The organism is Pseudomonas sp. FG1, from assembly GCF_034313875.1.
Taxonomy (GTDB): Bacteria; Pseudomonadota; Gammaproteobacteria; order Pseudomonadales; family Pseudomonadaceae; genus Aquipseudomonas; species Aquipseudomonas veronii.
On sequence record NZ_JAVIWP010000001.1, the window covers coordinates 2,891,501 to 2,917,872 of the forward strand.

Sequence of the window (26,372 nt, forward strand, 5' to 3'; positions counted from 1 at the left end):
CAATTCAACATCGTTCAGATAGTCAAAAAATGACTATACTGAAATTGGCTAGAAAATAATAGCAATCTAGCCTTTTTATGATCTTCCTGGGGAGGTGAATAGGTGTAAGCATTTGATTTTAAGTGATATTTCAGATGAAGCAAAGTGCCACTATACGTATAGGCAAGCGAATCAAGCACTTACGACTAGACAATAAATGGACACAGGCCGCCCTTGCCGAAGCACTGGGGTGTGAGTCGATGACAGTGAGTCGTTACGAGAGGGGCGAATACGCCCCTAGCATCGAGATGTTGGAGCGAATCGCTGACGTCCTGGGCGTGGGACTGGATGCTTTTTTCACGAGCCGGGATCACGCTGAACCAACCGCCGCGAGCCTTCGCCACTGCCTATGCGACATTGCCTATCAAGCAGATGAAATGTCGCTGAAAGAAATTATTGGCGCCGCAAAAAGGATCTTGAAGAATCGAGAGCAATAGCAGTGCTCGGTTCAATTCACCTGATAGGTGGCGCAGGATACTGAGTAGAGTCAGGCGCGGTTCATTATTTTTTGAAGGTGGTTGTTTAAGCTTCATTAAGTATAGGAACGTATAATGTTATTTCTGTTCCTGCTGCTAGATGAGTGCATCAGAGATGTGTTCGTTGGTATTGATGAACTTTTTTAAAGTTCGGCCTGGCCGGTGTGACAGGTGTCATTAATTGGCGAAGCAAAAACAATATTTTCAACGAGCTGAACTTTAGTTGACGAGGAAAGAGTCTACAAAGTTCGCCGAAGTCCAGGATGAACAAGCCAAGGCCTTATTGAGGTCGCCTGAGAGAACCGTCTGATAAATCGCTGAATACATTCGACTACCGCGCCAGACGAGCCAGCAGACTGTCGATAAACACTGTTTCTGCGCGACTCATCTTCTGCTCCCGATGCCACAACACATGGATATCTACATCCGCAATCCCCTCATCCGGCGGTAATCGCCAGAGCAGTCCGTTCTGCACATCCTCCGCCACCACATGAATCGGCAGGCAGCCCAGGCCAAACCCGGCGATGACCAGGCGGCGCACTTCTTCCAGGCTGGATGACGACGCCACGATCCGCCCGCTGAACCCCTGCTGATCGCGGAATATGGTCAACGGCGAGAGCATCCCGCCGATCTGGTCGCTGGTAAAACTGACGAAGTTTTCCGACTGCAAGTCCCCTTCGGCCAAGCCGCTGCGGCCGAACAGTGGGTGGTGTTTGCCGCAGAAAAAACCATAGCGCTGGTGCAGGAACAGATGTTGTTCCAGGCGCGGCTGTGGCCGGCGGTTGAGGCTCAGGCCCAGGGTGGCGGTTTTTTCCAGCAGGGCGGCGACGATGTCGGAGCTGCGCATTACCTCGACCTCCAGGTCGACCCGCGGGTGTTCGCGGTGAAACTCGGCCAGGAACTCATCGAAGGTGTTGGAGTTGATGCGGCTGATCATCAGCAGGCGCACTTTGCCGATCACTTCATCGCCGGGTTTTTGCAGGGCGTTGCTCATCTGCGAGACCTGGCCGTACATCTCGCCGGCGATGGCGAAGATCTGTTCGCCGGCCTCGGTCAGTACGAAGCGCGGGCCACGGCGGGCGATGAGTTGGCAGTCGAGTTGTTCTTCCAGGCGTTTGAGGGCCTGGCTGATGGCCGGCTGAGTCAGGTGCAGGCGTGCGGCGGCGCGGCTGATGCTCAGTTCCTGGCCAATGACGCGGAAGGTGCGCAGCAGGTTCCAGTCCAGGCGGTCGTTGAGCAGCGGGTGAATATCGCGACGGGTTTCGGGCATGGCGCGGCTCAATAATAAGCAGGATTTATAATTGGAATAATAAATAGAAAATTGACTAATCATAGCCCCGCGACGATAAATCACCCTCAACAAGCGCCATCAGAGCGCATGCGTTCGACCTTTCTCCTGCCAAAAAAATAACCAAAGGAGCCCGCCCCATGAAGCCTTCCGCTTCGCCCCAGCCTCGCCGTGCTGCGGCCGCCGCTTTCATCGGCACCATGATCGAGTGGTACGATTTTTATATCTACGCCACCGCCGCCGCGTTGGTGTTCGGTCAGCTGTTTTTCCCTTCCGAAGATAAATTGTTCAGCACCATGGCCGCGTTCGGCACCTTTGCCGTAGGCTTTTTCGCGCGGCCGTTGGGCGGCATTGTGTTCGGGCATATCGGCGATCGCATCGGCCGCAAGAAGTCGCTGGTGATCACTCTGGTCATGATGGGCGTGGTCACGGTGTGCATCGGGTTGTTGCCGAGCTACGCACAGATCGGCGTCGCGGCGCCGGTCCTGCTGGTGCTGTTGCGCATCGTGCAGGGCATCGCCGTCGGTGGCGAGTGGGGCGGGGCGGTGTTGATGGCCGGCGAGCATGCGCCAAAGGGCCGCCGCAATTTCTTTGCCTCCTTTGCTCAGTTGGGCAGCCCGGCGGGGCTGATTCTGTCGCTGCTGGCGTTCAGCGCGGTGACCCGTTTGCCCGAAGAAGACCTGCTCAGTTGGGGCTGGCGTCTGCCGTTCCTGGCCAGCGCCTTGCTGTTGATCGTTGGCCTGGCGATTCGCCTGGGGGTGAACGAGTCGCCTGAGTTCCTCGAAGACAAAGCCTTGGCCGAAAAGGCACGGGCGCTCAAGCCGGACCAGGCCCCGGTGATCGAGGTGCTGAAAACCGCCTGGCGCCCGCTGCTGCTGTGCATCGGTGCCAACACGCTGGGCATCGCCGGCGTGTATTTCACCAACACTTTTATGATTGCCTACAGCACTCAGCAACTGGGCCTACCGCGCTCGTTGATTTTGGAGTGCCTGTTCGTCGTCGCCATCATCCAGTTCTGCGTACAGCCCCTGGCGGCCTGGGTCGCGGAGAAGGTCGGCGCCACGCGTTTCCTCTGCGCGATGACGGTGCTGGCGATGGCGTCGCCTTACCCGATGTTCGTGCTGGTCAGCAGCGGTGAGGCGCCGTTGATCATCCTCGGCATCGCCCTGGCGGTGGTGTGCATGGCCTCGTTTTATGCGGTGATCGCGGGCTTTGTCAGCGGCCTGTTTGAAACCCGCGTGCGCTACACCGCGATTTCCCTGGCCTATCAGGTGTGCGGTGCGCTGGCCGGTGGCCTGACGCCGTTGATCGGCACCTGGCTGGCCCACGAATACCAAGGCCAATGGTGGCCGATGGCAGTGTTTTACAGCCTGATCGCGGCGGTCTCGCTGGTGAGCGTATTGGCCTTGTCGCGCCGCCACGCCACCGCCCACCGCCTGGAAATGGCCCCTGGTGTTTAATGGAGCGGGTGCAATGTTGAAGATTAAGGGTGAGCGTTTATGGGCCAACCTGATGGCCATGGCCGAAGTCGGTGCGACCGCGCGCGGCGGCAGTTGCCGCCTGGCGTTGAGCGCCGAAGACCACGCCGGTCGCGAGCTGTTCAGCCACTGGTGCAAGGCCGCCGGGCTGAGCCTGAGCATGGACGCCATCGGCAACCTGTTCGCCCGGCGTGCCGGTGCGGATAAGGACGCCGCGCCGGTGATGATCGGCAGTCACCTCGACACCCAGCCGGAAGGCGGCCGCTTCGACGGTGTCTACGGCGTGCTGGCCGGCCTAGAGGTGATGCGCAGCCTCGACGACCATGGCATCCAGACCCGCAAGCCGCTGGAAATCGCGGTATGGACGAACGAGGAGGGCGCCCGTTTCACCCCCGCCATGCTCGGCTCCGCCGTGTTCACCGGTGCCTTGGCGCTGGACCAAGCCCTGGCCACCACCGATGCCGACGGCATCAGCGTGGCCGACGCCTTGCGCACACTCGGCTGCCACGGCAAGCGTGCCCTGGGCGGGGCGGTGGATGCGTATTTCGAAGCCCATATCGAGCAAGGCCCGATCCTTGAGGACCACGCCAAGAGCATCGGCGTGGTCAGTGGTGGCCAGGCGATTCGCTGGCTCGATGTGCGGGTCGAAGGGCTGGCCGCGCATGCTGGCACCACACCGATGCCGCTGCGCAAGGACGCGCTGTATGGCGCCGCGAAAATGATCCAGGCCCTGGAATGCCTCGCCATGGATTTCGCCCCCCAGGGCCTCACCACCGTCGGCGAGTTGAGCATTGCCAAGTCTTCGCGCAACACCATTCCCGGTTTGCTGACCTTCACCGTCGACCTGCGCCATCACTGCGACGCCGACATTGAAGCGATGGAGCAGCAGGTCAGGGCGCGCTTGCAGGCCATCGCGCAGAAGCGCGGCCTGAGCGTCACCATCAGCCCTCACTGGGTCAGCCCAGCGACGCCGTTCGATGCCGAATGCGTGGCCTGCGTGCAAGCCGCGGTGGACGCCCTGGGTTACAGCCAGCAGCCCATCGTCAGCGGCGCCGGCCACGATGCCATCCACCTCGCACGCTATTGCCCGACGGCGATGATCTTCATCCCCTGCGTCGGCGGCCTCAGCCACAACGAAGCCGAAGACGTACTGCCCGAGGACGTGCGCCAGGGCGCCGATGTTTTACTCAACGCCGTGTTGAAGCGTGCCGGCCAAGCCAACTGACCGCCTCATTCAGGACGACTGAAGACGACCTGCCGGGCCGCAGGCAAGCCAGCGCCCACCGGCAGCGTGTTCACTCAGGAGATTCCCATGCAAACGTTCTTCCACCCCGAACAACTCCTGCATCATCCGCGCAGCTACTACTCCCGTGGTCAGATGCGAACGCCGCAGGAAGTCCCCGAGCGCGCCCGCAACCTGCTGCGGGCCGCGCAAACCCTGGGGTTTGAGATTGTGTCACCCGAGGACCACGGCCTTGAGCCGCTGCTGGCGGTACACGCTGCGCCCTACCTGACCTTCCTTCAGGAGGCTTACCCGCGCTGGAAGGAAATCCCGGAAGAGTGGGGCGACGAAGTCATGTCTAACATCTTCGTGCGTGAACCCAACGCCCTGCGCGGCATCCTCGCCCAAGCCGCACGCTACCTGGCGGATGGCAGTTGCCCGGTCGGCGAACGGACCTGGCGCTCGGCCTATTGGTCGGCCCAAAGCGCCGTCGCTGCCGCCAAGGCCGTCCTCGATGGCGCGCCCGCCGCCTACGCGCTGTGTCGCCCCCCGGTCATCACGCACGCTTCGATGCGGCGGGCGGCTTCTGCTACATCAACAATGCCGCGGTGGCGGCGCAGGTGTTGCGCGAAGACTTCCAGCGCGTCGCGGTGCTGGATACCGATATGCATCACGGCCAAGGCATTCAGGAGATTTTCTACGACCGCGACGACGTGCTCTACGTGTCGATCCACGGCGACCCAACCAACTTCTACCCGGCTGTCGCCGGTTTTGCCGACGAGCGCGGCAACGCGGCCGGCGAAGGTTTCAACCTCAACCTGCCGATGCCCCACGGTGCCAGTGAGGCGGTGTTCTTTGAACAGCTCGAACTGGCCCTCAAGGCGCTGAAGGACTTTTCTGCGGATGTGCTGGTGCTCTCCCTGGGCTTCGATATCTACGAACTGGACCCGCAAAGCAAAGTCGCGGTGACGCGGGACGGGTTTGCGCGCTTGGGTGAGCGCATCCGCGGCCTGGGGTTGCCCTGTGTGATCGTGCAGGAGGGCGGGTATCACCTGGAGACGTTGGACAGCAATGCGCAGGCGTTCTTCAGTGGCCCGCAGGCTTGGGCGAAGTAACCGAGTATCGGTTTTGTGGAGGTGTGATATCTTTATGCCATCATATGTCGCGACGATCACGGAGGATGGTATGAAGAAGCTGTTATTGGTCGGGGTTTTGGTGGTGTTGGCGTGTAGCCCGTTTTTTGCCGCGGCGTGTCCGAAGGGGACACATCCGGTCGGGGGCACGGGGTCGCACCACAAAGGTGGGACTTGTCAGTAGTCGATGGATCGACAAGGCGTGTGAAGTCGCGGTTCGAGCGTCAACCCCGTGCGGGTGCGCTTGAGGGCGGTTGACCGATACCCGCAGCGAAAAGCCTGCCGAACCGAGCGTTCTGCAGGCTTTTTCGTTTCAGATGGAGAGATCAGGTTCTTTCCCGTGCAGGGATTTTTCCGCATACGCAAATCTCCCTGTGACCCTGCATGACTGATCGCAGGCGCACGCGGGGAAATGGATGACGTCTCTAAAGTCCTGATCCTGGCGGCCGAAATGCTCTTGTATGACATCTGATCACTAATAAGAGAGCCTCGAAAAATGTCCTTACGTAGCCTGTCCATCGCCCGTCGCGCGGGCCTGGGTTTTGCCCTGATTGCTTTGCTGGTGGCCGTACTCGGTTTTTTTGCGCTCTCGAACATGGCCAGCATTCGTGAAAGTGCGGTCCAGGTCGAGCGTGGGCTGGTGCCTAAAATGCGTCTGGTCTCGGATATCCGCGAGATTATGTTGCGCATTCGGACCATCTCTTTGCGCATGGCGCTGGACCCGAACCCGGCAAGCATCCCGCAGTACCGCAGCCAGATGGACACGCGCAGCCAGGACCTGAGCAAAAAGCTGGCCGACCTCGAGGCCGTGATCGATAGCGCCGAAGTGCGCGCGTTGTATGAGCAGTTCCAGGTCTCGCTGCGCCAGTACCAGCAAGGGCTGACCCGCTCGTTTGCGCTGGCCGACCAGCAACAGGGGGCTGAGCTCAACAAGTTGCTGTTGGTGGATATGAAAACCGTGGTCGATGGCTCCGGTGCCCAGCTCAACGCATTGGCCGACTACTACAACGCGCAGATCAACCAACAGGGGCAGGCGGCCGAGGCGCAGTATGGCCGTTCGCGCACGATGGTCTTCGGCTTTGTGCTCCTGGCCGCCTTGAGTACCGTGGCGCTGGCCTGGCTGCTGACACGCAGCATCGTCGGCCCGCTGAGCCATGCGGTGCGGACCGCGGAAAACGTCGCCCGTGGCGACCTGACCGAAACGGTGGCAGTGACCGGCGACGACGAAGTGACCCGCCTGCTCGTGGCGCTGCAGAGTATGCAAGCCAGCCTGCGCGGCACTTTGCAGCTGATTCGCCAGTCGGCCGGGCAGTTGGCGTCGTCGGCTACCGACCTGAACGGCATCACCGATCAAAGCAGCCGCAGCCTGCAAAAGCAGACCGCGGAAATCGAGCTGGCCGCCACTGCCGTCAATGAGATGACTTCCGCGGCTGACGAGGTGGCGCGCAACGCGGTGTCCACCTCCGAGTCCACGCGGGTGTCCAATGAAACGGCGCGCGAAGGCCAGCATCGCGTGGGCGAAACGGTCAGCGCGATTCAAGCCCTGAGCAGCAACATCGGCGAGACCTCGACCCTGGTGCAACACCTCGCCGAGCAATCGCGGGATATCGGCAAGGTACTCGACGTGATTCGCTCCATCGCCGAGCAGACCAACCTGCTGGCCCTCAATGCCGCCATCGAAGCGGCGCGGGCCGGGGAGTCCGGACGCGGTTTTGCGGTCGTGGCCGACGAAGTACGCGCCCTGGCGCACCGCACCCAGCAATCGACCCTGGAAATCGACCAGATGGTCAGCGCCATGCGCGCGGGTTCCGACCACGCACTGACCTCGATGCAGTCGAGCACCGCACGCGCCACCGACACCCTGGCGTTGGCGGAGGGCGCCGGCGGTGCCTTGAGCCAGATCACCGATTCCATCGACCAGATTCACCAGCGCAACCTGGTCATCGCCAGTGCCGCCGAGGAGCAGGCCCAGGTCGCCAAGGAAGTCGATCGCAACATCGTCAACATTCGCGACTTGTCGGCGCAATCGTCTTCCGGCGCCGGGCAGATCAACGGCGCGAGTCGGGAACTGGCGCAACTGGCGGTCGCACTGAACGAGGCGGTGGCACGCTTTCAGCTGTAGTGAAGTGCGCCGCGAGTGGCGGCGCGCAGGATGGCGCTAATTCAGCGTCGGTTCTTCCACGATCCTGATATTGACCGCTTGCCACTCGCCCCCCGGCCCCCGTTCCAATTCGTAGGTGACGGTTTGCCCTTCGCGCAGCACCTGACCACCCTGGGCGGTGCTGCTGCGAAAGAAAACGTCCTGTGCATCGTGGGCGGCAGTTTCGCTGCTGATGAAGATTGCAGTCTGTGGAGTCTTTCTGGACATGGCCGTTCTCCATTTTCAGTGCAATACATGGCCCAGGGTGGGCGGGGTGACGCGGTGAGTCGCAGGCTTATCAGCTGATCAATTGGACTTTGTCCGCCTGCATGCCTTTTTCCCCTTTTACCGTTTCGAAGCTGACTTTCTGCCCTTCTTTCAATGATTTGAATCCAGTGCCCTCAATCGCCCTGAAGTGTACGAACAGGTCAGCCCCGCTATCCGGAGTGATGAACCCATAGCCTTTTTCATCGTTGAACCACTTCACCGTGCCGTTCTGTCTGTCGCTCATTGTTCGTATCCTCTAAACCCTGATGTCCTACTGCGCACCGACGCAGTGCGACATGCTTAATAAAAGCCCCGCGCCAGCCCGTCGTCAACACTGCGCAAGACCAGCGGTACTGTCATTCCTGACAGGTTCGCGGGCCGTCAAAACGCGCCATACTGCGCAGTTTCATGCTGACAACCTGGCGTATCCGGGCGCCGGTCCTTACGCACATGGCGCCCCGTCACCTGCCATACGATAATGCCCTCCATCCCGATTCCCACTGGCTTCCTACCGTGATCATCAACTTCGACCTCAACGACCTCCAAGCCTTTCGCGCCGTAGTAGACAAGGGTAGTTTTCGCGGCGCCGCCGATGCCATCCGGATCTCGCAGCCGGCGCTCAGCCGGCGCATCGAAAAGCTCGAAACCGCCCTCGACGTGAAGCTGTTCGAGCGCACCACGCGCCGCGTCAGCCTGACCATGGTCGGGCGCGCCTTCCTGCCGCAGGTCGAGCGTATCCTCGATGACCTCGACATCGCGCTGATGGGCATCAGCAACGTCGCCTCCACGCGGATGGGCGATGTGACCATCGCGTGTGTGCCGTCCACCGCGTATTACTTCATGCCTCACGTGATCTCGGCATTCCACAAGCTCTACCCCAAGATTCGCCTGCGGGTGCTGGATGCCAGTGCCGGCGAGGTGTGCAATGCGGTGGAAAGCGGCGAGGCGGATTTCGGCGTGAGTTTCAGCGGCAGCCTGGCCGATGAGGTGGAGTTCGAGTTGCTGTTTCAGGAGCGTTATGTGCTGGCCTGCCGCCGCGATCACCCGCTGGCCGAGCGCGCCAGCGTGAGCTGGGCCGAGGCCTACGAGCATGACTACATCACGGTGGACAAAACCTCGGGCAACCGTTTTCTGCTGGACCAGGCCCTGCGCGGCGTGCGGGTGAAAAAGCCGAGTATCTGCGAGACGCACCACGTGACCACCATGATCGGCTTGGTCGAGGCGGGGCTGGGTGTGGCGATGGTGCCGTCGATTGCCATGCCGGGCACTGAACACCCGATCCTGCTGAGTGTGCCGCTGGTGGAACCGCAGGTGATGCGCAATGTGGGCTTGATCAAGCGCCGCGGGCGGACGTTGCCGCCAGCGGCGCTGGAGTTGGAGCGGTTGGTGCGGGAGCTGCCGTTTCGGTCAGCGTGATACCGAGTCCAGGCCGGTGGATTGCACCACCGCTTGCGCCTCGGGCGAGGCCAGGTAGTGCAGCAGCGCCCTGGCCTGCGCCGGGTGTTCGGCGTTGACCGGAATACCCGCGGCGAAGCGCGTCACCGATTGCACGTCTTCAGGGATCTTGCCGACGTAAGTCACCCCCGGCACCGGTAACAGTTCCGCCACCTGCTGCAAGCCCACCTCGTAGTCACCCTTGGCGACCTGTTCGGCCACGGGGATGCGTTCGATCATGGTGCCCTTGGCCGGCATGCCGAGTTTCTTGAACAGTTCCTTCTCGACATACACGCCGCTGGCGCTGTCCGAATACGCCACGGACTTGGCCTTGAGCAACACCGCTTTGAGTTCGGCATCGGTGCCGATGGCCGGTTTGGCCGCGCCGGCTTTCACCACCAGGCCGATTCGCGAATCCGCCAGTTCCACGCGGGACGCTTTGTCGACCTTGCCCTGTTTGATCAGCTCATCCAGGGCGTAGCCGACCATGATCACCACATCCGCGTGTTCGCCACGGGCCAGGCGGTTGGGAATCGCTTCCGGCGCCTTGCCCATGGACGGGCCGAGGACGGTGTCGAGGGTGTCGCCGCTGCGCTGGGCGTATTGCGGGCCCAGCAGCTTGTAGGCAGCGGTGAAGCCACCGGAGGTCATCACCTTGAGTTGTTCGGCCTGGGCCGTCAGTGCCAGGGCACCGAGGGCCAGGGCCGTCAGGGTTTGCGACAGCGCTTTCATTGCGCCGCCTCGAGCATGACTTGCCCGCGGGTATTGGCGCGGTGATACAGCGCGAGGGTCGAGCACAGGGCGCACAGGGCGGCGAACATCAACCAGTAGGCCGGCGAAGCTTTGTCGTCGGTGATGTGAATGAACCAGGTGGAGATCGCCGGAGTGAAACCGCCGAAGATCGCAGTCGCCAGGCTATAGGCCAGGGAGAAGCCCGCCACGCGCACTTCCACCGGCATGATTTCGGTCAGCGCCGGGATCATCGCGCCGTTGTACATGCCGTACAGGAAGGAGAACCACAGCAGGGTTTCCAGCATATGCGCAAAGCTCGCAGCGTTTACCACGTAGGACAGCGCCGGATAAGCCGTGAGCACCGTCAGCGCGGTCATCGCGACCAGCACCGGTTTACGCCCGAAGCGGTCGCTCAGGCTGCCGCCGATGGGCAGCCAGACAAAGTTCGAGATCGCCACCAACAGGGTCACCAGCAACGCATCGGACGTGGTCAGTTGCAGCACGGTCTTGCCGAAGGTCGGCGCATACACGGTGATCAGGTAGAACGCGGTGGTGGTCATGGCCACCATCAACATGCCGCCGATGACCACGGACCAGTTTTTCGCCAGGGTCGCCAGCACTTCACGCATGCTCGGGCGATGTTTGCGGTTGGCGAACTCTTCGGTTTCCTCAAGGTTGCGCCGCAGCACAAAGATGAACGGAATGATCACGCAACCGACGGCGAACGGAATGCGCCAGCCCCAGTCGGCCACGACCGACGGCTGCATCCACACGTTCAGGCCATAGCCCAGCGCAGCGGCGACCACGATGGAGATCTGTTGGCTGCCCGACTGCCAACTGGTGTAGAAACCTTTGCGGCCGGGGGTAGCCATTTCAGCGAGGTACACCGACACCCCACCCAGTTCCGCACCGGCCGAGAAGCCTTGCAGCAGACGGCCGAGCAACACCAGCGCCGGAGCCCACAGGCCAATGGTGTGATAACCCGGCACCAGCACGATCAGCAGCGTACCGCTGGCCATGATCGCCAGGGTCACGATCAACCCTTTGCGCCGCCCCACATCGTCGATGTAGGCACCCAGGATGACCGCACCCAACGGACGCATCAGGAAGCCCGCGCCGAACACGGCAAAGGTCATCATTAATGACGCAAACTCATTAGCGGCGGGGAAGAACGCGGCAGCGATGTAGGTGGCGTAGAAGCCGAACAGGAAGAAGTCGAACTGTTCGAGGAAGTTGCCCGAAGTAACGCGGAAAACCGCACCAATTTTCGAACGGGCAGAGTCGGGGCGGGTAGGGCTAGTCATGCTTTTGTGTCTCCAGCGTTCTTTTTAAAGTGCTTGTTTCGCTTAAGGCCAAGGATAGTGGCTGACACATTTAGAAATGATAAGTGAATATTTTTGATCTATTGATGCGTTTTGATTATCAGTGGTCAGTGCAGGCCCACGGCGGCGTCCTTGTTCTATGCTTGCAGGCGTAACCAATTCTTACGGTCGGGGGTGCCTATGACTGACGAACAGAAACAGCGGGACGAACGGGAGCAGGAGCGACGCAGGCGGCAATTGGAGGAAGAAAAGCCGCAGACCTGGAAGCATCCCGACGACGGCACGGAGCTTTCGGAGCGGGATCGGGAAATTCCGCTGAAACCCTGATGCGTGATCGGTGGGGGCGGGCATGCCCGCTCCCACATGTGCAACGGGCGTTCCTCGGGAAGAGGCAAACTATTTGACATATTTGATTTGTGATCACATATTGGAGGCATAAGAACCACAACACAGGTTTGCCTCATGACAGATGGTCCGCTCCTCCTGCCCACCCTGCGCCAGGTGTCCCGCGATACCTTGCAAGACCAGGTCTACCGCCAGATCCGCGAAGCGTTGATGAGTGGCCGTTTCCAGCCTGGCCAGAAACTCACCATCCGTGGCCTGGCCGAAGCGCTCGGCTCCAGCCCGATGCCGGTGCGCGAAGCCCTGCAACGCCTCAGCGCCGAAAACGCCTTTGAAGTCACCGAAACCTCGCGTCTGCGGGTCCGCATGATGACTGTCGAGCGCCTGCGCGAAATCCGCGATGCGCGGGTTGCTCTGGAAGGCTTGCTGGCCGAGAAGGCGGTATTGCTCCTGAAAAAAGCCGACCTCGACGAAATCACCGACCTGTGCCAGCAAATGCAGCACGCCGCCGACGAAGTCGATGTGTCGCGCTACCTGTGGACCAACTTCGCCTTCCACCGCCGGATTTACGCAGTGGCCCAGGCCGAGCTGACCATGGCCGCCGTGGAGAATTTCTGGCTGCACATGGGGCCGTGCTTTGCCCTGGTCGCCCCCGATAAAGCTCACCTGCAACGCTCGATGGAGGCGCATACGCGCATCGTCGAAGCCCTGGCCGCCCGCGACGGCGCTGGCGCACGGGCGGCGGTGACCGATGACATCATGCAGGCCGCCGATTCCCTGGCGCGCCTGCTCGTCAAGAACGACCGTTCGCGGTCGTCTGCTTCAGGAGGTAAACGTGCATGAGTGTCCTACAGCGGCTACAGCCCTATCCTGGGTTGCGTGTATTGATTTCCGGTGGGGCTGCCGGCATCGGTGAAGTGTTGGCCGCGGCGTACCTTGAAGCCGGTGCCCAGGTGCATGTGTGTGATGTCAGCGAACCGGCCCTGGCGGCGTTTCGCGACAAATACCCAGGCAGCGTCGCCACCCGCGCCGATGTCAGTGATGCCGCGCAGATCGCGGCGGTGTTCGAGGTGCAGCGCGAGCATTTCGGCGGCCTCGACGTGCTGGTCAACAACGCTGGCATCGCCGGCCCCACTGGCGGTATCGACGCGATCAGCGACGCCGAATGGCAAGCCACCATCAACGTCAACCTGACCGCGCAATACCGTTTTGCCCACCATGCGGTGCCGATGCTCAAGCAATCGTCCCACGGCCATCTGTTGCATATCGCCTCGGTGGCCGGGCGTCTGGGCTACGCGTGGCGCACGCCGTATGCGGCGACGAAGTGGGCGATTGTCGGCCTGATGAAATCCCTGGCCTCGGAGTTGGGCGAGAGTGACATCCGCGTCAATGCCTTGCTGCCCGGCATCGTCGAAGGCCCGCGCATGGACGCGGTGATTCGCGCCCGTGCCGAGCAGGTTGGCGTACCCGAACCCGAGATGCGCCAGGAATACCTCAACAAAATTTCCCTCAAACGCATGGTCACCGCCGAAGACGTCGCGGCCATGGCGCTGTTCCTCTGTTCGCCCGCCGCCCGCAACGTGACCGGCCAGGCGATCAGTGTCGACGGTAACGTCGAGTACCTGTAGGACGCGGCGCCAGTCGCCAAGGAAGAACCCCGAGCTGTACCCAGGATTTTTTTCATAAGAATAAAAGTCGGAGAATCGTCATGTCCAAAAAACGTCCTGTGATCATTACCTGTGCCGTGACCGGTGCCATCCATACGCCGTCGATGTCGCCGCATTTGCCCATCACCGCCGAGGAAATTGCCGCCGCCGCCATCGGCGCCGCCGAAGCCGGCGCGGCGATTGTTCACCTGCATGCCCGTGACCCCAACGACGGCCGCCCCAGCCAGGACCCCGCGCTGTTCGCCGAATTCCTGCCGCAGATCAAGGCCGCCAGCGACGTGGTGATCAACATCACCACCGGCGGCGCGCCGACCATGGGCGTGGAAGAACGCCTACAGCCGGTGATGCAGTTCAAGCCGGAATTGGCCTCGCTGAACATGGGCTCGATGAACTTCGGCCTGTACGAAATGCTCAACCGCTTTACCGAGTTCAAGCACGACTGGGAGCGTCCATACCTGGAAGAGAGTGACGATCGGATCTTTCGCAACACCTTCCGCGACATTGCCCACATCCTCAATTCCTGCGCCGAGAACCGCACCCGTTTTGAGATCGAGTGCTACGACATCGGCCACCTCTACACCGCCGCGCACTTCCTGGAACGTGGCCTGCTCAAGCCGCCGCTGTTCATCCAATCGGTGTTCGGCCTGCGCGGCGGCATCGGCGGGCACCCGGAAGACCTGGCGCACATGCGTCGTACCGCCGATCGCCTGTTTGGCGACGATTATGTGTGGTCGATCCTCGGTGCCGGGCGTGGGCAAATTCCGCTGGCGACCATGGGCCTGTCCATGGGCAGCCATGCCCGGGTCGGCCTGGAAGATTCGTTGTGGGACGGGCCGGGCAAATTGGCCGCTTCGAACGCCGATCAGGTACGGCGCATTCGCAGCGTGATCGAAGCCCTCGGCCATCGCGTCGCCACGCCGGATGAAGCGCGGGACATCCTCGGGCTCAAGGGGCGCGACCAGGTCAATTTCTAACCGACGACACGGCCGCGTGCTGGCGCGGCCCGAATCCCGCACAACAACAATAAGGGGATCACACCATGCGTATCGAAGTGCTTGTGGACGTCAAGACCACCCTGGGCGAAGGCCCGGTGTGGGACGTCGAACAACAGCGGCTGTATTGGATCGACAGCGCCGACGGCCGCATCCTGCGTTGCACCGACGACGGCCGCGAACTGCGCGCCTGGGACGTGGGCCAGAAAATCGGCTCCATGGCCCTGCGCCACAACGGCGCGGCGGCCATCGTCGCCCTGCAGAATGGCGTACACACTCTGGACCTGGCCAGTGGCGAACTGGCGCTGATCGAAGACCCTGAACCGCACCTGCCGAACAACCGTCTCAACGACGGCAAGGTCGACCGCCAGGGCCGCTTTGTCTTCGGTTCCATGGACACCCAGGAAGACCGCGCCAGCGCCAGACTCTACCGCCTGGACCCGGACCTGCGCCTGCACATCCTGGACGAAGGCATCATCGTTTCCAATGGCCCGTGCTGGAGCCCGTCCGGGGACACCTTGTACTTTTGCGACACCTGGTCGGGCGAGATCTGGGCCTATGACTACGACCTCGCCAGCGGCAATGTCAGCAACCGGCGCACCTTCGCCAAGGTCGACACCTCGGGTGGCGGCGCCGCGGACGGTTGCACCGTGGACGCCGAAGGTTGCCTGTGGCAGGCCCTGGTCTATGCCGGGAAGCTGGTGCGCTACACCCCCGATGGTCACGTCGACCGGATCATCCAAATGCCGGTGAAGAAGGTCACCAGCCTGACCTTCGGCGGGCCGAACCTCGACACCCTGTTTGTGACCTCCATGGCCAAGCCGCCGCTGCCGCGTTTTCCGCACGACGGCCAGCAGCGCGGCGCGCTGTTCGCCATTACCGGGTTGGGCGTGCAAGGAATAGCCGAGCGACGGTTCGCCAGCTAGCGCGTGTGTTCGATCAGCAACATTCCTTCGCAACCTTGTGTCAGTGCGCGCCCTCGCGCGCCTGGAGAGGCTCATGGCAACTTTAAAAAAAGCGTCGCTGCGCAGCATTCACCGGCATTCCTGGGTGTCGCTGCTGGTTTGCTGGATGATCTGGATTCTCAACGCCTACGACCGTGAGATCGTGTTGCGCCTGGGGCCGACCATCTCCAAGCATTTCGATTTGTCCGCCGATCAGTGGGGCACCGTGGCCACGGTGATCATGCTCGCCCTGGCCCTGTTGGATATCCCGGGTTCGATGTGGAGCGACCGCTACGGCGGCGGCTGGAAGCGCGCGCGGTTCCAGGTGCCGTTGGTGCTGGGCTACACGGCGATCTCGTTTCTGTCCGGGTTCAAGGCGTTGAGCGGCAACCTCGCGACGTTTATCGCCCTGCGTGTCGGGGTCAACCTCGGCGCGGGCTGGGGCGAACCGGTGGGCGTGAGCAACACCGCCGAATGGTGGCCGGTGGAACGCCGCGGTTTTGCCCTTGGCGCGCACCACACCGGTTACCCGATCGGCGCGATGCTCAGCGGCATTGTCGCCAGCTTTGTGATCAGCACCTTCGGCGAGGACAACTGGCGCTACGTGTTCTTCTTCGCCTTCGTGGTGGCCTTGCCGCTGATGATCTTCTGGGCGCGGTATTCCACGGCCGAACGCATCACCGCGCTGTACGTCGACATCGCCGCCAAAGGCATGACGCCACCGGACAATGCCCCGGCCAGCCAGATCAAGGGCGACGCCTGGCGCACCTTTGTCGCCACCCTGCGCAACCGCAATATCGCGCTGACGGCGGGGAACACCCTGCTCACGCAGGTGGTGTACATGGGCGTGAATATCGTGTTGCCGGCCTACCTCTACAACATCGTCGGGCTGTCGCTGGCGCAGTCGGCGGGGATGAGCGTGGTGTTCACCCTGACCGGGATTCTCGGGCAACTGGTGTGGCCGTCGTTGTCGGACATCATCGGCCGCCGTACCACCCTGATCATCTGCGGGCTGTGGATGGCCGCCAGTGTCGGCGCGTTCTACTTCGCCAGCACCCTGACCCTGATCATCGTCGTGCAGTTGCTGTTCGGCCTGGTCGCCAATGCGGTCTGGCCGATCTACTACGCGGTGGCCTGCGACTCGGCCGAGCCGTCGGCCACCTCCACGGCCAACGGCATCATCACCACCGCGATGTTCATCGGCGGCGGCCTGGCGCCGGTGTTGATGGGCAGCCTGATCGCGATGGGCGGCGGCTGGACCACGCTGCATGGCTACACCGTGTGCTTTTTCGTGATGGCCGGCTGCGCCCTGGGCGGCGCGCTGCTGCAACTGTTTTCCCATCGCCCGCAGGCGTTGGTTGTGCAACTCGAACCCTAGAACAACATTGATGCACCCCCCAGCCGCGCTGGCGGGGCGCCAAGAGGAACTGCCCGATGACTACTGCCACCCAGGCCCGTGAACCGCAGGTGCTGAACAAATTGATGTTCGCCAAGTTGATGCCCTTGTTGATCATCGCCTACATCCTGAGCTTTCTGGACCGCACCAACATCGCCCTGGCCAAGCACCACCTGGACGTCGACCTGGGCATCTCCGCCGCGGCCTACGGGCTGGGCGCGGGCTTGTTCTTCCTCACGTATGCACTGTCGGAAATCCCCAGCAACCTGATCATGCACAAAGTCGGCGCGCGCTTCTGGATCGCGCGGATCATGGTGACCTGGGGCCTGATCTCGGCGGCCATGGCGTTTGTGCAGGGCGAGACCTCGTTCTACGTATTGCGCCTGCTGCTGGGCATCGCCGAAGCGGGCCTGTTTCCCGGGGTCATGCTCTATCTGACCTACTGGTTCAACCGCGAACAACGCGCACGGGCCACCGGCTATTTCCTGCTCGGCGTGTGCTTTGCCAACATCATCGGTGGCCCGGTGGGCGCAGCGTTGATGCGCCTGGACGGGCTGCTCGGCTGGCATGGCTGGCAATGGATGTTCATGCTCGAAGGCTTGCCGGCGGTGGCGTTCGCCTGGGTGGTGTGGCGCAAGTTGCCGGACCGCCCGAGCCAGGCGCCGTGGCTGACGGCGGCGGAAGCGCAGGGTATCGAACAGCGCATTGCCCAGGAAACCGAGGAAGGCGCCGGGGAGGGCGGCCACGCGTTGAAAAACTGGCTGACTCCGCAGATCCTGCTGGCGATCTTTGTGTATTTTTGCCATCAGATCACGGTCTACACGGTGATCTTTTTCCTGCCGAGCATCATCAGCAAATACGGTGAATTGAGCACCATGAGCGTGGGGTTGCTGACCTCGCTGCCCTGGATCGCCGCCGCCTTGGGCGCAGTGTGGCTGCCGCGTTTTGCGACCACACCCACCCGCGCGCGGCACCTGTTGATCAGCGGGTTGCTGACCATGGCGCTGGGGTTGGGCATCGCGTCGGTGTCGGGGCCGGTGTTCAGCCTGCTGGGCTTTTGTCTGTCGGCAGTGATGTTTTTTGTGGTGCAGTCGATTGTGTTCCTCTACCCGGCCTCGCGTCTCAAGGGCGTCGCCTTGGCGGGCGGGCTGGGTTTTGTCAATGCCTGCGGGTTGTTGGGCGGGTTTGTCGGGCCGTCGGTGATGGGCATGATTGAGATGAGTACCGGCAACGCGATGAATGGCCTGAAGGTGATTGCCGTGGTGCTGGTGGTCGCGGCGTTGGCCGCGCTGCGTTTGCGCCAGGGCCAGGAACAGGCGCCGGCCCCTCGGGTCGTTATGAGACCAGCAACGAAATAGGATAACCCGACGCCAAGACCAGGTACGCCACCACCGCCGCCAGGCACAGGCCGACGAATACCCGCAGCAACGTGCGGGCGGTGGGGTGCGCGATAAACTGGATGACCCAGATGCAGAACCCGGCCAGGAGGAAGGCCGCGGCGAGAATAACCAGCACGATAGTGTTCCTGCGACCGTGAAGAGCTGAATATATAGTCGTAAAGCCGCCCAATGAACAGTGCGCGCATAGACGCAGCCCCTCGGGCTTTCTAAACTGCGGCTTGTCGTGGGGAAAGGGCAGGTGCCGATGAATCGCAATGAATTACGCAAGGCCGACATCAACCTGATGGTGGTCTTCGAGGCACTGATGCTCGAGCGCAATGTGACGCGGGTGGCGGAGAAGTTGTTTCTCGGCCAGCCGACCATCAGTTCGGCGCTCAACCGGTTACGCACCTTGTTCAACGATCCGCTGTTCATTCGCGTCGGCCACCGCATGGAACCTACCGCACGGGCCGAGGAAATCATCCGGCACCTGTCGCCGGCCCTGGACTCTCTTTCATCGGCGCTGAGCCTGACCCACGATTTCGACCCGTCCGTCAGCACCATGACCTTCCGGATCGGCCTGTCCGATGACGTCGAGTTCGGCCTGTTGCCGCCGTTGCTGCGCGCCTTGCGCCAGGAAGCGCCGAAGGTGGTGTTCGTGGTGCAGCATGTGGATTACTGGCGGATTCCCGATCTGCTGGCATCCGGTGATATCACCGTCGGCATCACCCAGACCCGTGGCCTGCCGGCGAACGCCAAGCGCAAGTTGCTGCGCCATATCCACCCGCGCTTGCTGCGCGCCGACGCGTCCGACCGGCCGCTGACCCTCGATGAATATTGTGCGCGGCCCCATGTGCTGGTGTCCCACACCGCCAACGTATCCGGGTTTGCCGATGAGTGGCTGGCGGAAATCGGGCGCAAGCGCCATGTGGTGCTGTCGGTGCCGCAATACAGCGCGCTGCCGGCGCTGCTGGCCGGCACCGACCTGATCGCCAGCCTGCCGGACTACACCGCCGAAGCCATGACGCTGTCGGGCAATCTGTTTTGTGAGCCCTACCCATTCGAGACGCCGACCCTGGATCTGTCCATGGTCTGGCTCAGCCATGTGGACACCGATCCGGCCGAGCGCTGGGTGCGTTCGCGGCTGGAGGCGTTCATGAGCGACCGCGGGCTGGCGAAAAAGGTCTGATGCTTTTATCCGTGGTATATCTAGGAATCTTCCTATCGATACTTCGGAGACTCCCATGCCACACCTGCACCTGGAATACACCGCCAACCTGACGCAACTGGACACCGACAAGGCCCTGTTGCGTCTGAACCATGCATTGGTGGCCTCCGGTCAGTTTGGCGCCGAGCTGGATATCAAGAGCCGTTCACTCAAGGTCGAGAGTTTTCGCGTGGGCACCGGCATGAACCCGCGGGGTTTTGTCGCCGTGCGCCTGGCGTTGCTCAGTGGACGCTCGGCGCAGGTCAAGAAGCAGCTGTCAGAAAGCCTGCTGGCCGTGGTGCAGGAACTTGGGCCATGGCCGGAAGGTGTGCAGGTGCAACTGAGTGTCGAATTGCTGGATATCGATCGCGATTCCTACAGTAAGGTCGCGATCGGCTAAGCGCTTCCATCCACCACGACCGTCGATGCGTAAGGTCAGAGTAATCCCTGTTCAGCGCAGACTTTGACCACCTGCTCCCTGAACCAGGTATTGGCGCTGTCCTGTTCACTGGTTTCGTTCCACTGCATATCCAGGGTGAACCCCGGCAACCCGTGGGGCGCCTCGCAGTGGCCGAACACCGACGCCGGGGCCAGCAGTTTGTGGACGCGGCGGGGCAGGGTCACGATGAAGTCGGTGCCGGTGATCATCTTCAACGCCGCGCCATAGCTGTTGGCCCGTGCGACCACCTGGCGCTTGTGGGCCTGACGCGCCAGCCAGCCGTCGACCATGTTGGTGTCGGAGGTCCACGGCGTGGGAAACACGTGGCGCCGCTCGACGAACGACTGCAGGCTGAACGCCGCCTCGCGGGGTGCCGCGCGCTTGTCGAAGACACACACCAGATCATCTTCCAGCAACATCTGGGTCTTGAAGTCTTTATGCGCGCGGTGAAAGTGCGGGCCAAAGCAAATCACCAGGTCGAGGCGGCCTTCGCGCAGGTCGTCGGCAGGGATCTCGGTTTCCAGCTTGCGCACATTGACGATCACCGGCAGGTTCGCGCGGTCGAAGTGTTTCAACAGGCGCGGCAGGATCAGTTGCTCGAAATACTCCGGGGCGCACACGTTGAAGGTCACGGCTTTCTGGGTGGGGTCAAAGGCTTGGCCACCGGCGTGGCACAGGTTGATGCTTTCGAGGATTTTCTGCACATGGCCGTACATGGTGCTGGCCTTGTACGTCGGACGCATACCCGCCCGCGTGTTGATGAACAGCTCATCCTCGAAGCTGGTGCGCAGCTTCTTCAAGCTGTAGCTCACGGTCGACTGGCTGACGAACAGCGTTTCTGACACCTCGGTAACGCTGCTCTGGTCGTAGACGGCGATAAACACCATCAAATCCTGCATATCGAGCTTTCTGAGCAAGTTACTGTTTAGCATCCATTCCATCCGGTAAGCCTTGGCACTGTGGCAGCGCGCGACAAGGGCAAAAGCTTAACGGAACGGGAGTGCCAATAGAAAGCTCTGTAGGGTGTTTCAGTGTTGTGCGTGGGACAAAAAGTGTTTGCAACACGACGTCAGCGGATGTGGTCTGCGTAATGCTTCGGATTGAAGCGCGTGACGATCAGCAGCATCACCCCGATCACCGCCGCCAGCGACCACCATGCCCATTCGAAACTGCCCAACTGATCGCGGATCATCCCGGCGATCAGCGGCGACAGGCCGGCAATCAGGTAACCGATGCCTTGCACGAACGCCGTCAGGCTACCGGCGCGGCGCGGGTGGTCGAGGTGGTCGAGGGACAGGATCAAACTCATCGGGAACAGGCCGCCGATGCCCAGGCCGAGCAGGCAGGGCCACAGCAGGCTCAGGTGTTGGGGCGCGAGGATCAGGCCGCAGAACCCGAGGATGATCAGCACCAGCAACACGGCCAACACTCCGCGTTTATCCCGGCGGCGGTTGGCGAGGGCGGGGGTGACCAGGCCCGAGATGACTTCCATCGCGGTGAGGAAACCCAGGAGCAAACCGGCATGCTGTTCGCTCCAGCCTTGTTCTACGTAGTACGGCGCCAGCCACGCCAGTACGCAGGTGTAGGAGGCTGTACCGAGGCCAAAAAAGATCGCCAGCAACCAGGCGCGGCCGTTGCCGAAAAATCCTTCCTGCTTGTCAGAACCTGCCTGGGGCAGAACCGGCAGCGCCGCACGCTGGGCGGACCAGCACACCAGGGCGAGCACGGCCAGCCCCGCCCAGATCGCCAGGCCGATGCGCCAGCTACCAGTCTGCACCAGCACGAACGGGGAGAACGACGCCGCCAGCGCCGCGCCGCCCATGATCGCCGTGACGTACAAGCCCATGAACAATGAAACGTCGGCGCTGAAGCGCGACTTGATCAGCGCCGGCATCACCGCCTGGATCATCGCGATGCCGACCCCCGCAGCGATGGCGCTGACGATCAACTCCAGCGCCGAATCGAGGAACAACCGCGACAGCGTCGCCACGCCGATCACCAGCAGCGACACCACAATGCTGCGATGTTCGCCGAAGCGCTTGGCCAGGCCCATGCCGAAAAACATCGCCAGGCCCATGGCCATGACCGGCAACATGGTCAGCAGCGCCGCGCTGCTGAAACTCAACGGCACCTCGCCGCGAATCGACGCTAACAACGGCCCTACGGCCGCCATCGACGGGCGCAGGTTAAGCGCGACCAGCACGACGCTGATCATCAGCCATACGGCGGTGGTGGGTTTTGCGTGAACGTTTTCCATGGGCCTGCCTTGAGTGAACAAGGGCGAATCAGGCCACGGGCGGGGGAGTGGGGCAAATGAGAAAGTCGCAGGGGCTATCTAAAAAATGCAGTTAACTGAAATACCGCACATTGGTCCACATTCCATCGGGAGGCTGCGTCGTCAGTTAGACCGGATTACATGCTTGATCTCCTGAAACGCCGCCAGCCCCCACGGGCCCAGTTCGCGGCCGATGCTGCTCTGCTTGTAACCGCCCCACGCCGTTTGCGGGAAGATCACCTGCGGCGCGTTGATCCACACCATGCCGGCCTGCAAGGCATTGGCCACGCGTGCGGCGGTTTCGTCGTTGCGGCTGACCACGCTGGCCACCAGGCCGAAATCGCTGTCGTTGGCCAGGGCGATGGCCTCGGCCTCCGTGGTAAAGCGTCGTACACACAGCACCGGGCCGAAGATTTCTTGCCGCCATAACGCGCTGTCCAGCGGCACGTCGGTGAACAGCGTGGGGCGAATGAAATAACCCTTCGTCAAGTGCGCCGGGCGCTCGCCGCCGCACAGCAAGCGGGCACCGTCCTGCACGCCGCGCTGGATATGCGCCAACACCCGTTGGTACTGGGCGCGGTTGATCAACGCGCCCATTTCCACGTCGTCGGCAAATGGGTCGGCGACGCGAATCCCTTCAGCCCGCGCAGTTAAACGCTGTAGGAATTCATCCGCGAGACTGTCTGCCACCAGCACACGACTGGTCGCTGAACACATCTGCCCGGCGTTGAAAAAGCCACCTCCACAGGCCAGCTCAAGCGCCAGGTCGAGGTCGGCATCTTCCAGCACCAGCAGCGAGGATTTGCCCCCCAGTTCCAGGCTCACGCCCTTGACGGTTTCGGCGGCGCGTTGCATCACCTGCACGCCCACCGCATTGCTGCCGGTGAAGGAAATCTTCGCCACGCGAGGGTCCGCCGCCAGCGGGGCGCCCACGGCCAAGCCGGTGCCGCAGACCAGGTTGAACACCCCCGCCGGGAAGCCGGCCGCGGCGATGATCTGCGCCAGTTGCAACTCCGCCAGCGGCGTCACTTCCGACGGTTTGAGCACCACGCAACAGCCGGCGGCCAGCGCCGGGGCGAGTTTCCAGGCGGTGGTGACCATGGGGAAATTCCACGGCACGATCAGCCCCACCACGCCGCAGGGCTCGCGGCGCAGGCGGGCGCTGAAGGCATCAGTGGGCAGCGCCACCGCGTGGTCTTGCTCGGCGTCGAGCGCCTCGGCGAGACCGGCGTAGTACTCGAAGGTGGCGATGACATCGTCCACATCGATTCCCGCTTCGAACAACGGTTTGCCGCTGTTGCGCGACTGTACACGCATCAACGGTTCGCGCTGCTCGCTCACGCCTTGAGCCACTTTGCGCAGCAGGGCGCCGCGCTCGCGGCCGGTGCTTTGCGACCAGCCGACACACGCCGCACTGGCGGCGTCGACCGCCTGGGTCACGGCGCGGGCATCGCCGACGCTGACCTGGGCGAGTATTTCCTCGGTGGCCGGGTTGATCACGTCCAACACGTCATGGCCCGCACGACACGCACCATTGATATACACACCGTTTACGACCGCACTCATACCGCTACCTCCTGCACCCAACGTTCCTGGTCGATTTCAATCAGCGTCGGCCCCTGGCGATCCGCGGCGGCACGCAAGGCCACGCGCAGTGCGTCCAGGCCCTGGATGCGTTCGGCGGCACAACCGAGGGCCGTGGCCACGCCGATGAAGTCCGGCGTGTAAATGTCGACGCCGACCGGTTCGATGGCCCGGTTGACCATGTACTTTTTGATCTCCTCGTAGCCCTGGTTATTCCACAGCAGCACGATGATCGGCGTGCGTGCCTCCACGGCGCTGGCCAGTTCCGGCAGGGTGAATTGCAGCCCGCCGTCGCCGATCAGGCACACCACCGGCTGGCCATCGCCACGCCCCAACCAGGCGCCGATGGCCGCGGGCAGGGCGTAGCCCAGGGTGCCGTAGCCGGTGGACGCGTTGAACCAGCGGCGCGGGTGGTCAAGGTTCAGGGTCAGGTTGCCGCTGTACACCGGCTGTGTGGAGTCGCCCACCAGCACCGCGCCGGGCAGTTCCTCCAGCACGGTGTGGAGCATGCGGGTTTGCGCGCGGGTGGCGGCGTCCCAGGTCGGCGTCAATTCGGCCCACAGGCGGGCGACGCGCTGGGCGCCCCAGGCACTGTGGCGAGGCGCCAGCGGTTGGCGCTGGAGTTCGGCGAGCAAGGCGTCGGCGGCGATCTGCGCGGCGGCCACCAAGGCCAGCTCGGGCGGGTAATTGCGCACGGTCTGGTCGGGGTCGATATCGATGCGCAGCAGTGCGCCGGGAATCTCGAAACCGCCGGCGAAGGTCACGTCGTAGTCGGTCTCCGCCAGCTCCGTGCCGATCGCCAGCACCACATCGGCTTCGGCGACCAGGGCGCGGGTGGCGAGCAGGGACTGGGTCGAGCCGATCAGCAGCGGGTGGGCCGCGGGCAGCAGGCCTTTGGCGTTGATGGTCAGCGCCACGGGGGCGCCGAGGGTTTCGGCCAGGCGGGTCAACGCCGCGGCGGCCTCGATGGCGCCGCCGCCGGCCAGGATCAGCGGGCGTTGGGCGGCGGCGAGCCGTTGGCTCATCTGTGCGACCGCCACTGGCGCCGCACCGGCACGCGCCACGCTGATGGGGGAGGTGCCGAGCAACGCATCGGCGTTTTCCACCAGCACATCCAGCGGGATTTCGATGTGTACCGGGCGCGGGCGCCCTGCCTGGAACAGCGCAAACGCCCGCGCCAGCACGCCGGGCAATTCTGCTGCCGACATCACGGTGTGGGAGAACGCCGCCACGCCGGCGACCAGCGCGCTTTGGTTCGGCAGTTCATGCAACTTGCCGCGCCCGCCGCCCAGCTGGCTGCGCGCCTGCACGCTGGAGATCACCAGCATCGGGATCGAGTCGGCATAGGCCTGGCCCATGGCCGTGGTGATGTTGGTCATGCCGGGGCCGGTGATGATCAAACACACGCCGGGCTTGCCGCTGGTGCGCGCATAGCCATCGGCCATAAAGCCCGCGCCCTGTTCGTGGCGCGGGGTGACGTGGCGGATGTTCGAGCGCGCCAGGCCGCGATACAACTCCACGGTGTGGACGCCAGGAATACCAAACACCTGGTCCACGCCGTAGCTTTCCAGGAGCTTGACCAATACTTCGCCGCAGGTCGCCATACATGTCGCTCTCAGGTTGAGGTGAGGCGGTATTGGACCGGCTGGCCCGTAGCGGCAACAATCGATAAAAAGTCATACTAGCCATGTCCTCACGTCATGGCTGCTTGCCCTATGAAACGCCTCCCGCCGCTGCCCGCGCTGCACACCTTCTGGGTCACCGCCCAGTGCTGCAACTTCACCCACGCTGCCGCGCAGTTGCACATCACCCAAGGCGCGGTGAGCCGGCAGATCGCCGGGCTGGAAAGCCACTTGGGCTATGCCTTGTTCCAGCGCCAGGCGCGGGGCCTGAGCCTGACCGAAGAAGGTCGCGAGTGGTCGCTGAGGGTGCAGCAGGTCTTTGGCCTGATCGGTGACGCGCTGGAGCAGATCGGCCGCCGCCGCGACACCTTGCAGCTCAAGGCCTCCACCTGCGTGATGCGCTGGCTGCTGCCGCGCTTGATGCAATGGCAGCGGGAGCGCCCGGATGTGCCGGTGGAGCTGACCACGACCGTGGCCTACACCGTGGACTTTCGTCGCGAGCAATTCGATGCCGCGGTGATCTATGCGCCCAGCGCCGAACAGTCGGCCGAGGCTCGGCATCTGTTCGACGAACAACTCACCCCGGTGTGCGCGCCGGCCTTGCTGGGCGCGCTGAATACGCCAGCGGACCTGCAGCAACAGGTGCTGCTGCACCCCACGCGGGACGAGCGGGACTGGGCGTTATGGCTGAACGCGGCGAAGACGCGCTTGAGCAATGTGAGCCAGGGCCATCATTTCGAGACGCTGGATCTGGCCATGACAGTGGCGTCCCAGGGTTCAGGCGTGGCGATTGGCGACAGCGCGTTGATTGGCGAGGACGTGAGCGCGGGGCGCTTGGTGACGCCGTTTGAATTGCGGGTGCCGACGGGGATGGGCTATTACCTGGTGTATCCGCCGGGGACAAAGCCGTCCGCCGGGCTTGAAGCGTTGATGGAGTGGTTGGTCAACCAGGCGCAACAGGCGTAACGCTGAAGATCCACCTGTGGGAACCGGC

25 protein-coding genes and 2 pseudogenes are annotated in these 26,372 nt (G+C 62.7%); 17 read left to right on the forward strand and 10 right to left on the reverse strand.

The genetic code is table 11. The annotated features are described in order from the left end of the window. The first annotated feature begins 134 nt into the window (after positions 1–134). Positions 135–476, forward strand: coding sequence for a helix-turn-helix domain-containing protein (locus RGV59_RS13285; protein WP_017848706.1), 342 nt, complete (start codon positions 135–137; stop codon positions 474–476). Positions 477–846: 370 nt separating this feature from the next. On the opposite strand, the gene RGV59_RS13290 is transcribed toward RGV59_RS13285, so the two are convergent. After that, a complete protein-coding gene (locus RGV59_RS13290; RefSeq protein WP_017848707.1) occupies positions 847–1,785 on the reverse strand; it encodes a LysR family transcriptional regulator in 939 nt (312 codons plus the stop codon). A gap of 158 nt (positions 1,786–1,943) precedes the next feature. On the opposite strand from RGV59_RS13290, the gene RGV59_RS13295 reads away from it, so the two are divergent. The 5 genes and pseudogenes from RGV59_RS13295 (at position 1,944) to RGV59_RS31705 (ending at position 7,758) form a co-directional block, all read left to right on the forward strand. Further along, the gene (locus tag RGV59_RS13295) at positions 1,944–3,263 is read left to right on the forward strand and encodes an MFS transporter (RefSeq protein WP_046384359.1); all 1,320 of its coding nucleotides are present in this window, start codon (positions 1,944–1,946) and stop codon (positions 3,261–3,263) included. A gap of 13 nt (positions 3,264–3,276) precedes the next feature. Beyond that, complete coding sequence (locus RGV59_RS13300; protein WP_126586429.1) at positions 3,277–4,506, forward strand: Zn-dependent hydrolase; 1,230 nt, start codon at positions 3,277–3,279, stop codon at positions 4,504–4,506. Positions 4,507–4,593: 87 nt separating this feature from the next. Continuing rightward, positions 4,594–5,618 (forward strand): annotated as a pseudogene (locus RGV59_RS13305) (histone deacetylase family protein). A gap of 514 nt (positions 5,619–6,132) precedes the next feature. Next, positions 6,133–6,900 (forward strand): annotated as a pseudogene (locus RGV59_RS31700) (MCP four helix bundle domain-containing protein); the annotation flags it as partial. Then, complete coding sequence (locus tag RGV59_RS31705; RefSeq protein WP_370737569.1) at positions 6,895–7,758, forward strand: methyl-accepting chemotaxis protein; 864 nt, start codon at positions 6,895–6,897, stop codon at positions 7,756–7,758. The pseudogene RGV59_RS31700 and the gene RGV59_RS31705, both read left to right, overlap by 6 nt. A 36-nt stretch (positions 7,759–7,794) precedes the next feature. Here RGV59_RS31705 and RGV59_RS13315 read toward each other — a convergent pair whose 3' ends face one another. Beyond that, positions 7,795–8,004, reverse strand: coding sequence for a cold-shock protein (locus tag RGV59_RS13315; protein WP_046384355.1), 210 nt, complete (start codon positions 8,002–8,004; stop codon positions 7,795–7,797). Between the two features lie 70 nt (positions 8,005–8,074). Further along, positions 8,075–8,287: a cold-shock protein gene (locus RGV59_RS13320; RefSeq protein ID WP_017848713.1), complete on the reverse strand. Its 213-nt coding sequence runs from the start codon at positions 8,285–8,287 to the stop codon at positions 8,075–8,077. A gap of 269 nt (positions 8,288–8,556) precedes the next feature. Between RGV59_RS13320 and RGV59_RS13325 the strand changes: the two genes are divergently transcribed. Further along, the gene (locus tag RGV59_RS13325; RefSeq protein ID WP_017848714.1) at positions 8,557–9,459 is read left to right on the forward strand and encodes a LysR family transcriptional regulator; all 903 of its coding nucleotides are present in this window, start codon (positions 8,557–8,559) and stop codon (positions 9,457–9,459) included. Here the strand turns inward: RGV59_RS13325 and RGV59_RS13330 are convergent. Further along, positions 9,451–10,209, reverse strand: a complete 759-nt coding sequence (locus RGV59_RS13330; protein ID WP_104903764.1) for a substrate-binding domain-containing protein — start codon at positions 10,207–10,209, stop codon at positions 9,451–9,453. The genes RGV59_RS13325 and RGV59_RS13330 overlap by 9 nt on opposite strands. Continuing rightward, complete coding sequence (locus RGV59_RS13335) at positions 10,206–11,513, reverse strand: MFS transporter (protein ID WP_046490376.1); 1,308 nt, start codon at positions 11,511–11,513, stop codon at positions 10,206–10,208. Before RGV59_RS13335 ends, RGV59_RS13330 begins: the two co-directional genes overlap by 4 nt. A 198-nt stretch (positions 11,514–11,711) precedes the next feature. Here RGV59_RS13335 and RGV59_RS13340 point away from each other — a divergent pair, with 198 nt between their 5' ends. From RGV59_RS13340 to RGV59_RS13370, 7 genes are all read left to right on the forward strand, one after another. Continuing rightward, positions 11,712–11,858 carry a hypothetical protein gene (locus tag RGV59_RS13340; protein ID WP_017848717.1) on the forward strand — a complete coding sequence of 49 codons (147 nt, stop codon included), beginning with the start codon at positions 11,712–11,714 and terminating at the stop codon, positions 11,856–11,858. Positions 11,859–11,993: 135 nt separating this feature from the next. Continuing rightward, positions 11,994–12,716 carry a GntR family transcriptional regulator gene (locus RGV59_RS13345; RefSeq protein WP_126586423.1) on the forward strand — a complete coding sequence of 241 codons (723 nt, stop codon included), beginning with the start codon at positions 11,994–11,996 and terminating at the stop codon, positions 12,714–12,716. Then, complete coding sequence (locus tag RGV59_RS13350) at positions 12,713–13,501, forward strand: SDR family oxidoreductase (RefSeq protein ID WP_126586422.1); 789 nt, start codon at positions 12,713–12,715, stop codon at positions 13,499–13,501. The genes RGV59_RS13345 and RGV59_RS13350 overlap by 4 nt, the downstream gene beginning before the upstream one ends. An 80-nt stretch (positions 13,502–13,581) precedes the next feature. After that, on the forward strand, positions 13,582–14,514 hold the full coding sequence (locus RGV59_RS13355; RefSeq protein ID WP_017848720.1) for a 3-keto-5-aminohexanoate cleavage protein: 933 nt from the start codon (positions 13,582–13,584) through the stop codon (positions 14,512–14,514). Between the two features lie 65 nt (positions 14,515–14,579). After that, on the forward strand, positions 14,580–15,458 hold the full coding sequence (locus tag RGV59_RS13360; RefSeq protein WP_126586420.1) for an SMP-30/gluconolactonase/LRE family protein: 879 nt from the start codon (positions 14,580–14,582) through the stop codon (positions 15,456–15,458). A gap of 73 nt (positions 15,459–15,531) precedes the next feature. Beyond that, positions 15,532–16,854 (forward strand): MFS transporter, encoded by a 1,323-nt coding sequence (locus tag RGV59_RS13365; RefSeq protein ID WP_017848722.1) that lies wholly within the window; start codon positions 15,532–15,534, stop codon positions 16,852–16,854. Between the two features lie 56 nt (positions 16,855–16,910). Beyond that, positions 16,911–18,230, forward strand: coding sequence for an MFS transporter (locus RGV59_RS13370; protein WP_126586418.1), 1,320 nt, complete (start codon positions 16,911–16,913; stop codon positions 18,228–18,230). Here RGV59_RS13370 and RGV59_RS13375 read toward each other — a convergent pair. Further along, the gene (locus tag RGV59_RS13375) at positions 18,208–18,387 is read right to left on the reverse strand and encodes a hypothetical protein (RefSeq protein WP_017848724.1); all 180 of its coding nucleotides are present in this window, start codon (positions 18,385–18,387) and stop codon (positions 18,208–18,210) included. The genes RGV59_RS13370 and RGV59_RS13375 overlap by 23 nt on opposite strands. Positions 18,388–18,516: 129 nt before the next feature. Between RGV59_RS13375 and RGV59_RS13380 the strand changes: the two genes are divergently transcribed. Together RGV59_RS13380 and RGV59_RS13385 are read left to right on the forward strand one after the other, a co-directional pair. Beyond that, positions 18,517–19,440: a LysR substrate-binding domain-containing protein gene (locus RGV59_RS13380; protein WP_017848725.1), complete on the forward strand. Its 924-nt coding sequence runs from the start codon at positions 18,517–18,519 to the stop codon at positions 19,438–19,440. A 55-nt stretch (positions 19,441–19,495) separates the two neighbouring features. Further along, on the forward strand, positions 19,496–19,858 hold the full coding sequence (locus tag RGV59_RS13385) for a 5-carboxymethyl-2-hydroxymuconate Delta-isomerase (RefSeq protein WP_017848726.1): 363 nt from the start codon (positions 19,496–19,498) through the stop codon (positions 19,856–19,858). A 35-nt stretch (positions 19,859–19,893) separates the two neighbouring features. Here RGV59_RS13385 and RGV59_RS13390 read toward each other — a convergent pair whose 3' ends face one another. The 4 genes from RGV59_RS13390 to RGV59_RS13405 all read right to left on the reverse strand — a co-directional run bounded on the left by RGV59_RS13390 (position 19,894) and on the right by RGV59_RS13405 (position 25,360). Next, positions 19,894–20,829 carry a LysR family transcriptional regulator gene (locus RGV59_RS13390; RefSeq protein WP_032804835.1) on the reverse strand — a complete coding sequence of 312 codons (936 nt, stop codon included), beginning with the start codon at positions 20,827–20,829 and terminating at the stop codon, positions 19,894–19,896. A gap of 137 nt (positions 20,830–20,966) precedes the next feature. Continuing rightward, a complete protein-coding gene (locus RGV59_RS13395) occupies positions 20,967–22,154 on the reverse strand; it encodes a cyanate transporter (RefSeq protein ID WP_017848728.1) in 1,188 nt (395 codons plus the stop codon). A 141-nt stretch (positions 22,155–22,295) separates the two neighbouring features. Next, positions 22,296–23,738 (reverse strand): aldehyde dehydrogenase family protein, encoded by a 1,443-nt coding sequence (locus RGV59_RS13400; protein ID WP_126586412.1) that lies wholly within the window; start codon positions 23,736–23,738, stop codon positions 22,296–22,298. Continuing rightward, on the reverse strand, positions 23,735–25,360 hold the full coding sequence (locus tag RGV59_RS13405) for a 5-guanidino-2-oxopentanoate decarboxylase (RefSeq protein ID WP_126586410.1): 1,626 nt from the start codon (positions 25,358–25,360) through the stop codon (positions 23,735–23,737). The genes RGV59_RS13400 and RGV59_RS13405 overlap by 4 nt, the downstream gene beginning before the upstream one ends. Before the next feature lie 111 nt (positions 25,361–25,471). On the opposite strand from RGV59_RS13405, the gene RGV59_RS13410 reads away from it, so the two are divergent. Beyond that, a complete protein-coding gene (locus tag RGV59_RS13410; RefSeq protein ID WP_017848731.1) occupies positions 25,472–26,344 on the forward strand; it encodes a LysR substrate-binding domain-containing protein in 873 nt (290 codons plus the stop codon). Positions 26,345–26,372: the final 28 nt, after the last annotated feature.

What these genes read in the sequence shown, in the direction of transcription:
- RGV59_RS13300 (WP_126586429.1), top strand. Translation starts at nt 3,277, where the DNA reads ATGTTGAAGATTAAGGGTGAGCGTTTATGGGCCAACCTGATGGCCATG.
- RGV59_RS13320 (WP_017848713.1), bottom strand. Translation starts at nt 8,287, where the DNA reads ATGAGCGACAGACAGAACGGCACGGTGAAGTGGTTCAACGATGAAAAA.
- RGV59_RS13385 (WP_017848726.1), top strand. Translation starts at nt 19,496, where the DNA reads ATGCCACACCTGCACCTGGAATACACCGCCAACCTGACGCAACTGGAC.
- RGV59_RS13355 (WP_017848720.1), top strand. Translation starts at nt 13,582, where the DNA reads ATGTCCAAAAAACGTCCTGTGATCATTACCTGTGCCGTGACCGGTGCC.
- RGV59_RS13405 (WP_126586410.1), bottom strand. Translation starts at nt 25,360, where the DNA reads ATGGCGACCTGCGGCGAAGTATTGGTCAAGCTCCTGGAAAGCTACGGC.
- RGV59_RS13395 (WP_017848728.1), bottom strand. Translation starts at nt 22,154, where the DNA reads ATGGAAAACGTTCACGCAAAACCCACCACCGCCGTATGGCTGATGATC.
- RGV59_RS13315 (WP_046384355.1), bottom strand. Translation starts at nt 8,004, where the DNA reads ATGTCCAGAAAGACTCCACAGACTGCAATCTTCATCAGCAGCGAAACT.
- RGV59_RS13400 (WP_126586412.1), bottom strand. Translation starts at nt 23,738, where the DNA reads ATGAGTGCGGTCGTAAACGGTGTGTATATCAATGGTGCGTGTCGTGCG.
- RGV59_RS13340 (WP_017848717.1), top strand. Translation starts at nt 11,712, where the DNA reads ATGACTGACGAACAGAAACAGCGGGACGAACGGGAGCAGGAGCGACGC.
- RGV59_RS13410 (WP_017848731.1), top strand. Translation starts at nt 25,472, where the DNA reads ATGAAACGCCTCCCGCCGCTGCCCGCGCTGCACACCTTCTGGGTCACC.
- RGV59_RS13380 (WP_017848725.1), top strand. Translation starts at nt 18,517, where the DNA reads ATGAATCGCAATGAATTACGCAAGGCCGACATCAACCTGATGGTGGTC.
- RGV59_RS13335 (WP_046490376.1), bottom strand. Translation starts at nt 11,513, where the DNA reads ATGACTAGCCCTACCCGCCCCGACTCTGCCCGTTCGAAAATTGGTGCG.
- RGV59_RS13360 (WP_126586420.1), top strand. Translation starts at nt 14,580, where the DNA reads ATGCGTATCGAAGTGCTTGTGGACGTCAAGACCACCCTGGGCGAAGGC.
- RGV59_RS13345 (WP_126586423.1), top strand. Translation starts at nt 11,994, where the DNA reads ATGACAGATGGTCCGCTCCTCCTGCCCACCCTGCGCCAGGTGTCCCGC.
- RGV59_RS13295 (WP_046384359.1), top strand. Translation starts at nt 1,944, where the DNA reads ATGAAGCCTTCCGCTTCGCCCCAGCCTCGCCGTGCTGCGGCCGCCGCT.
- RGV59_RS13370 (WP_126586418.1), top strand. Translation starts at nt 16,911, where the DNA reads ATGACTACTGCCACCCAGGCCCGTGAACCGCAGGTGCTGAACAAATTG.
- RGV59_RS13330 (WP_104903764.1), bottom strand. Translation starts at nt 10,209, where the DNA reads ATGAAAGCGCTGTCGCAAACCCTGACGGCCCTGGCCCTCGGTGCCCTG.
- RGV59_RS13350 (WP_126586422.1), top strand. Translation starts at nt 12,713, where the DNA reads ATGAGTGTCCTACAGCGGCTACAGCCCTATCCTGGGTTGCGTGTATTG.
- RGV59_RS13365 (WP_017848722.1), top strand. Translation starts at nt 15,532, where the DNA reads ATGGCAACTTTAAAAAAAGCGTCGCTGCGCAGCATTCACCGGCATTCC.
- RGV59_RS13290 (WP_017848707.1), bottom strand. Translation starts at nt 1,785, where the DNA reads ATGCCCGAAACCCGTCGCGATATTCACCCGCTGCTCAACGACCGCCTG.
- RGV59_RS13285 (WP_017848706.1), top strand. Translation starts at nt 135, where the DNA reads ATGAAGCAAAGTGCCACTATACGTATAGGCAAGCGAATCAAGCACTTA.
- RGV59_RS13390 (WP_032804835.1), bottom strand. Translation starts at nt 20,829, where the DNA reads ATGCTAAACAGTAACTTGCTCAGAAAGCTCGATATGCAGGATTTGATG.
- RGV59_RS31705 (WP_370737569.1), top strand. Translation starts at nt 6,895, where the DNA reads ATGCAAGCCAGCCTGCGCGGCACTTTGCAGCTGATTCGCCAGTCGGCC.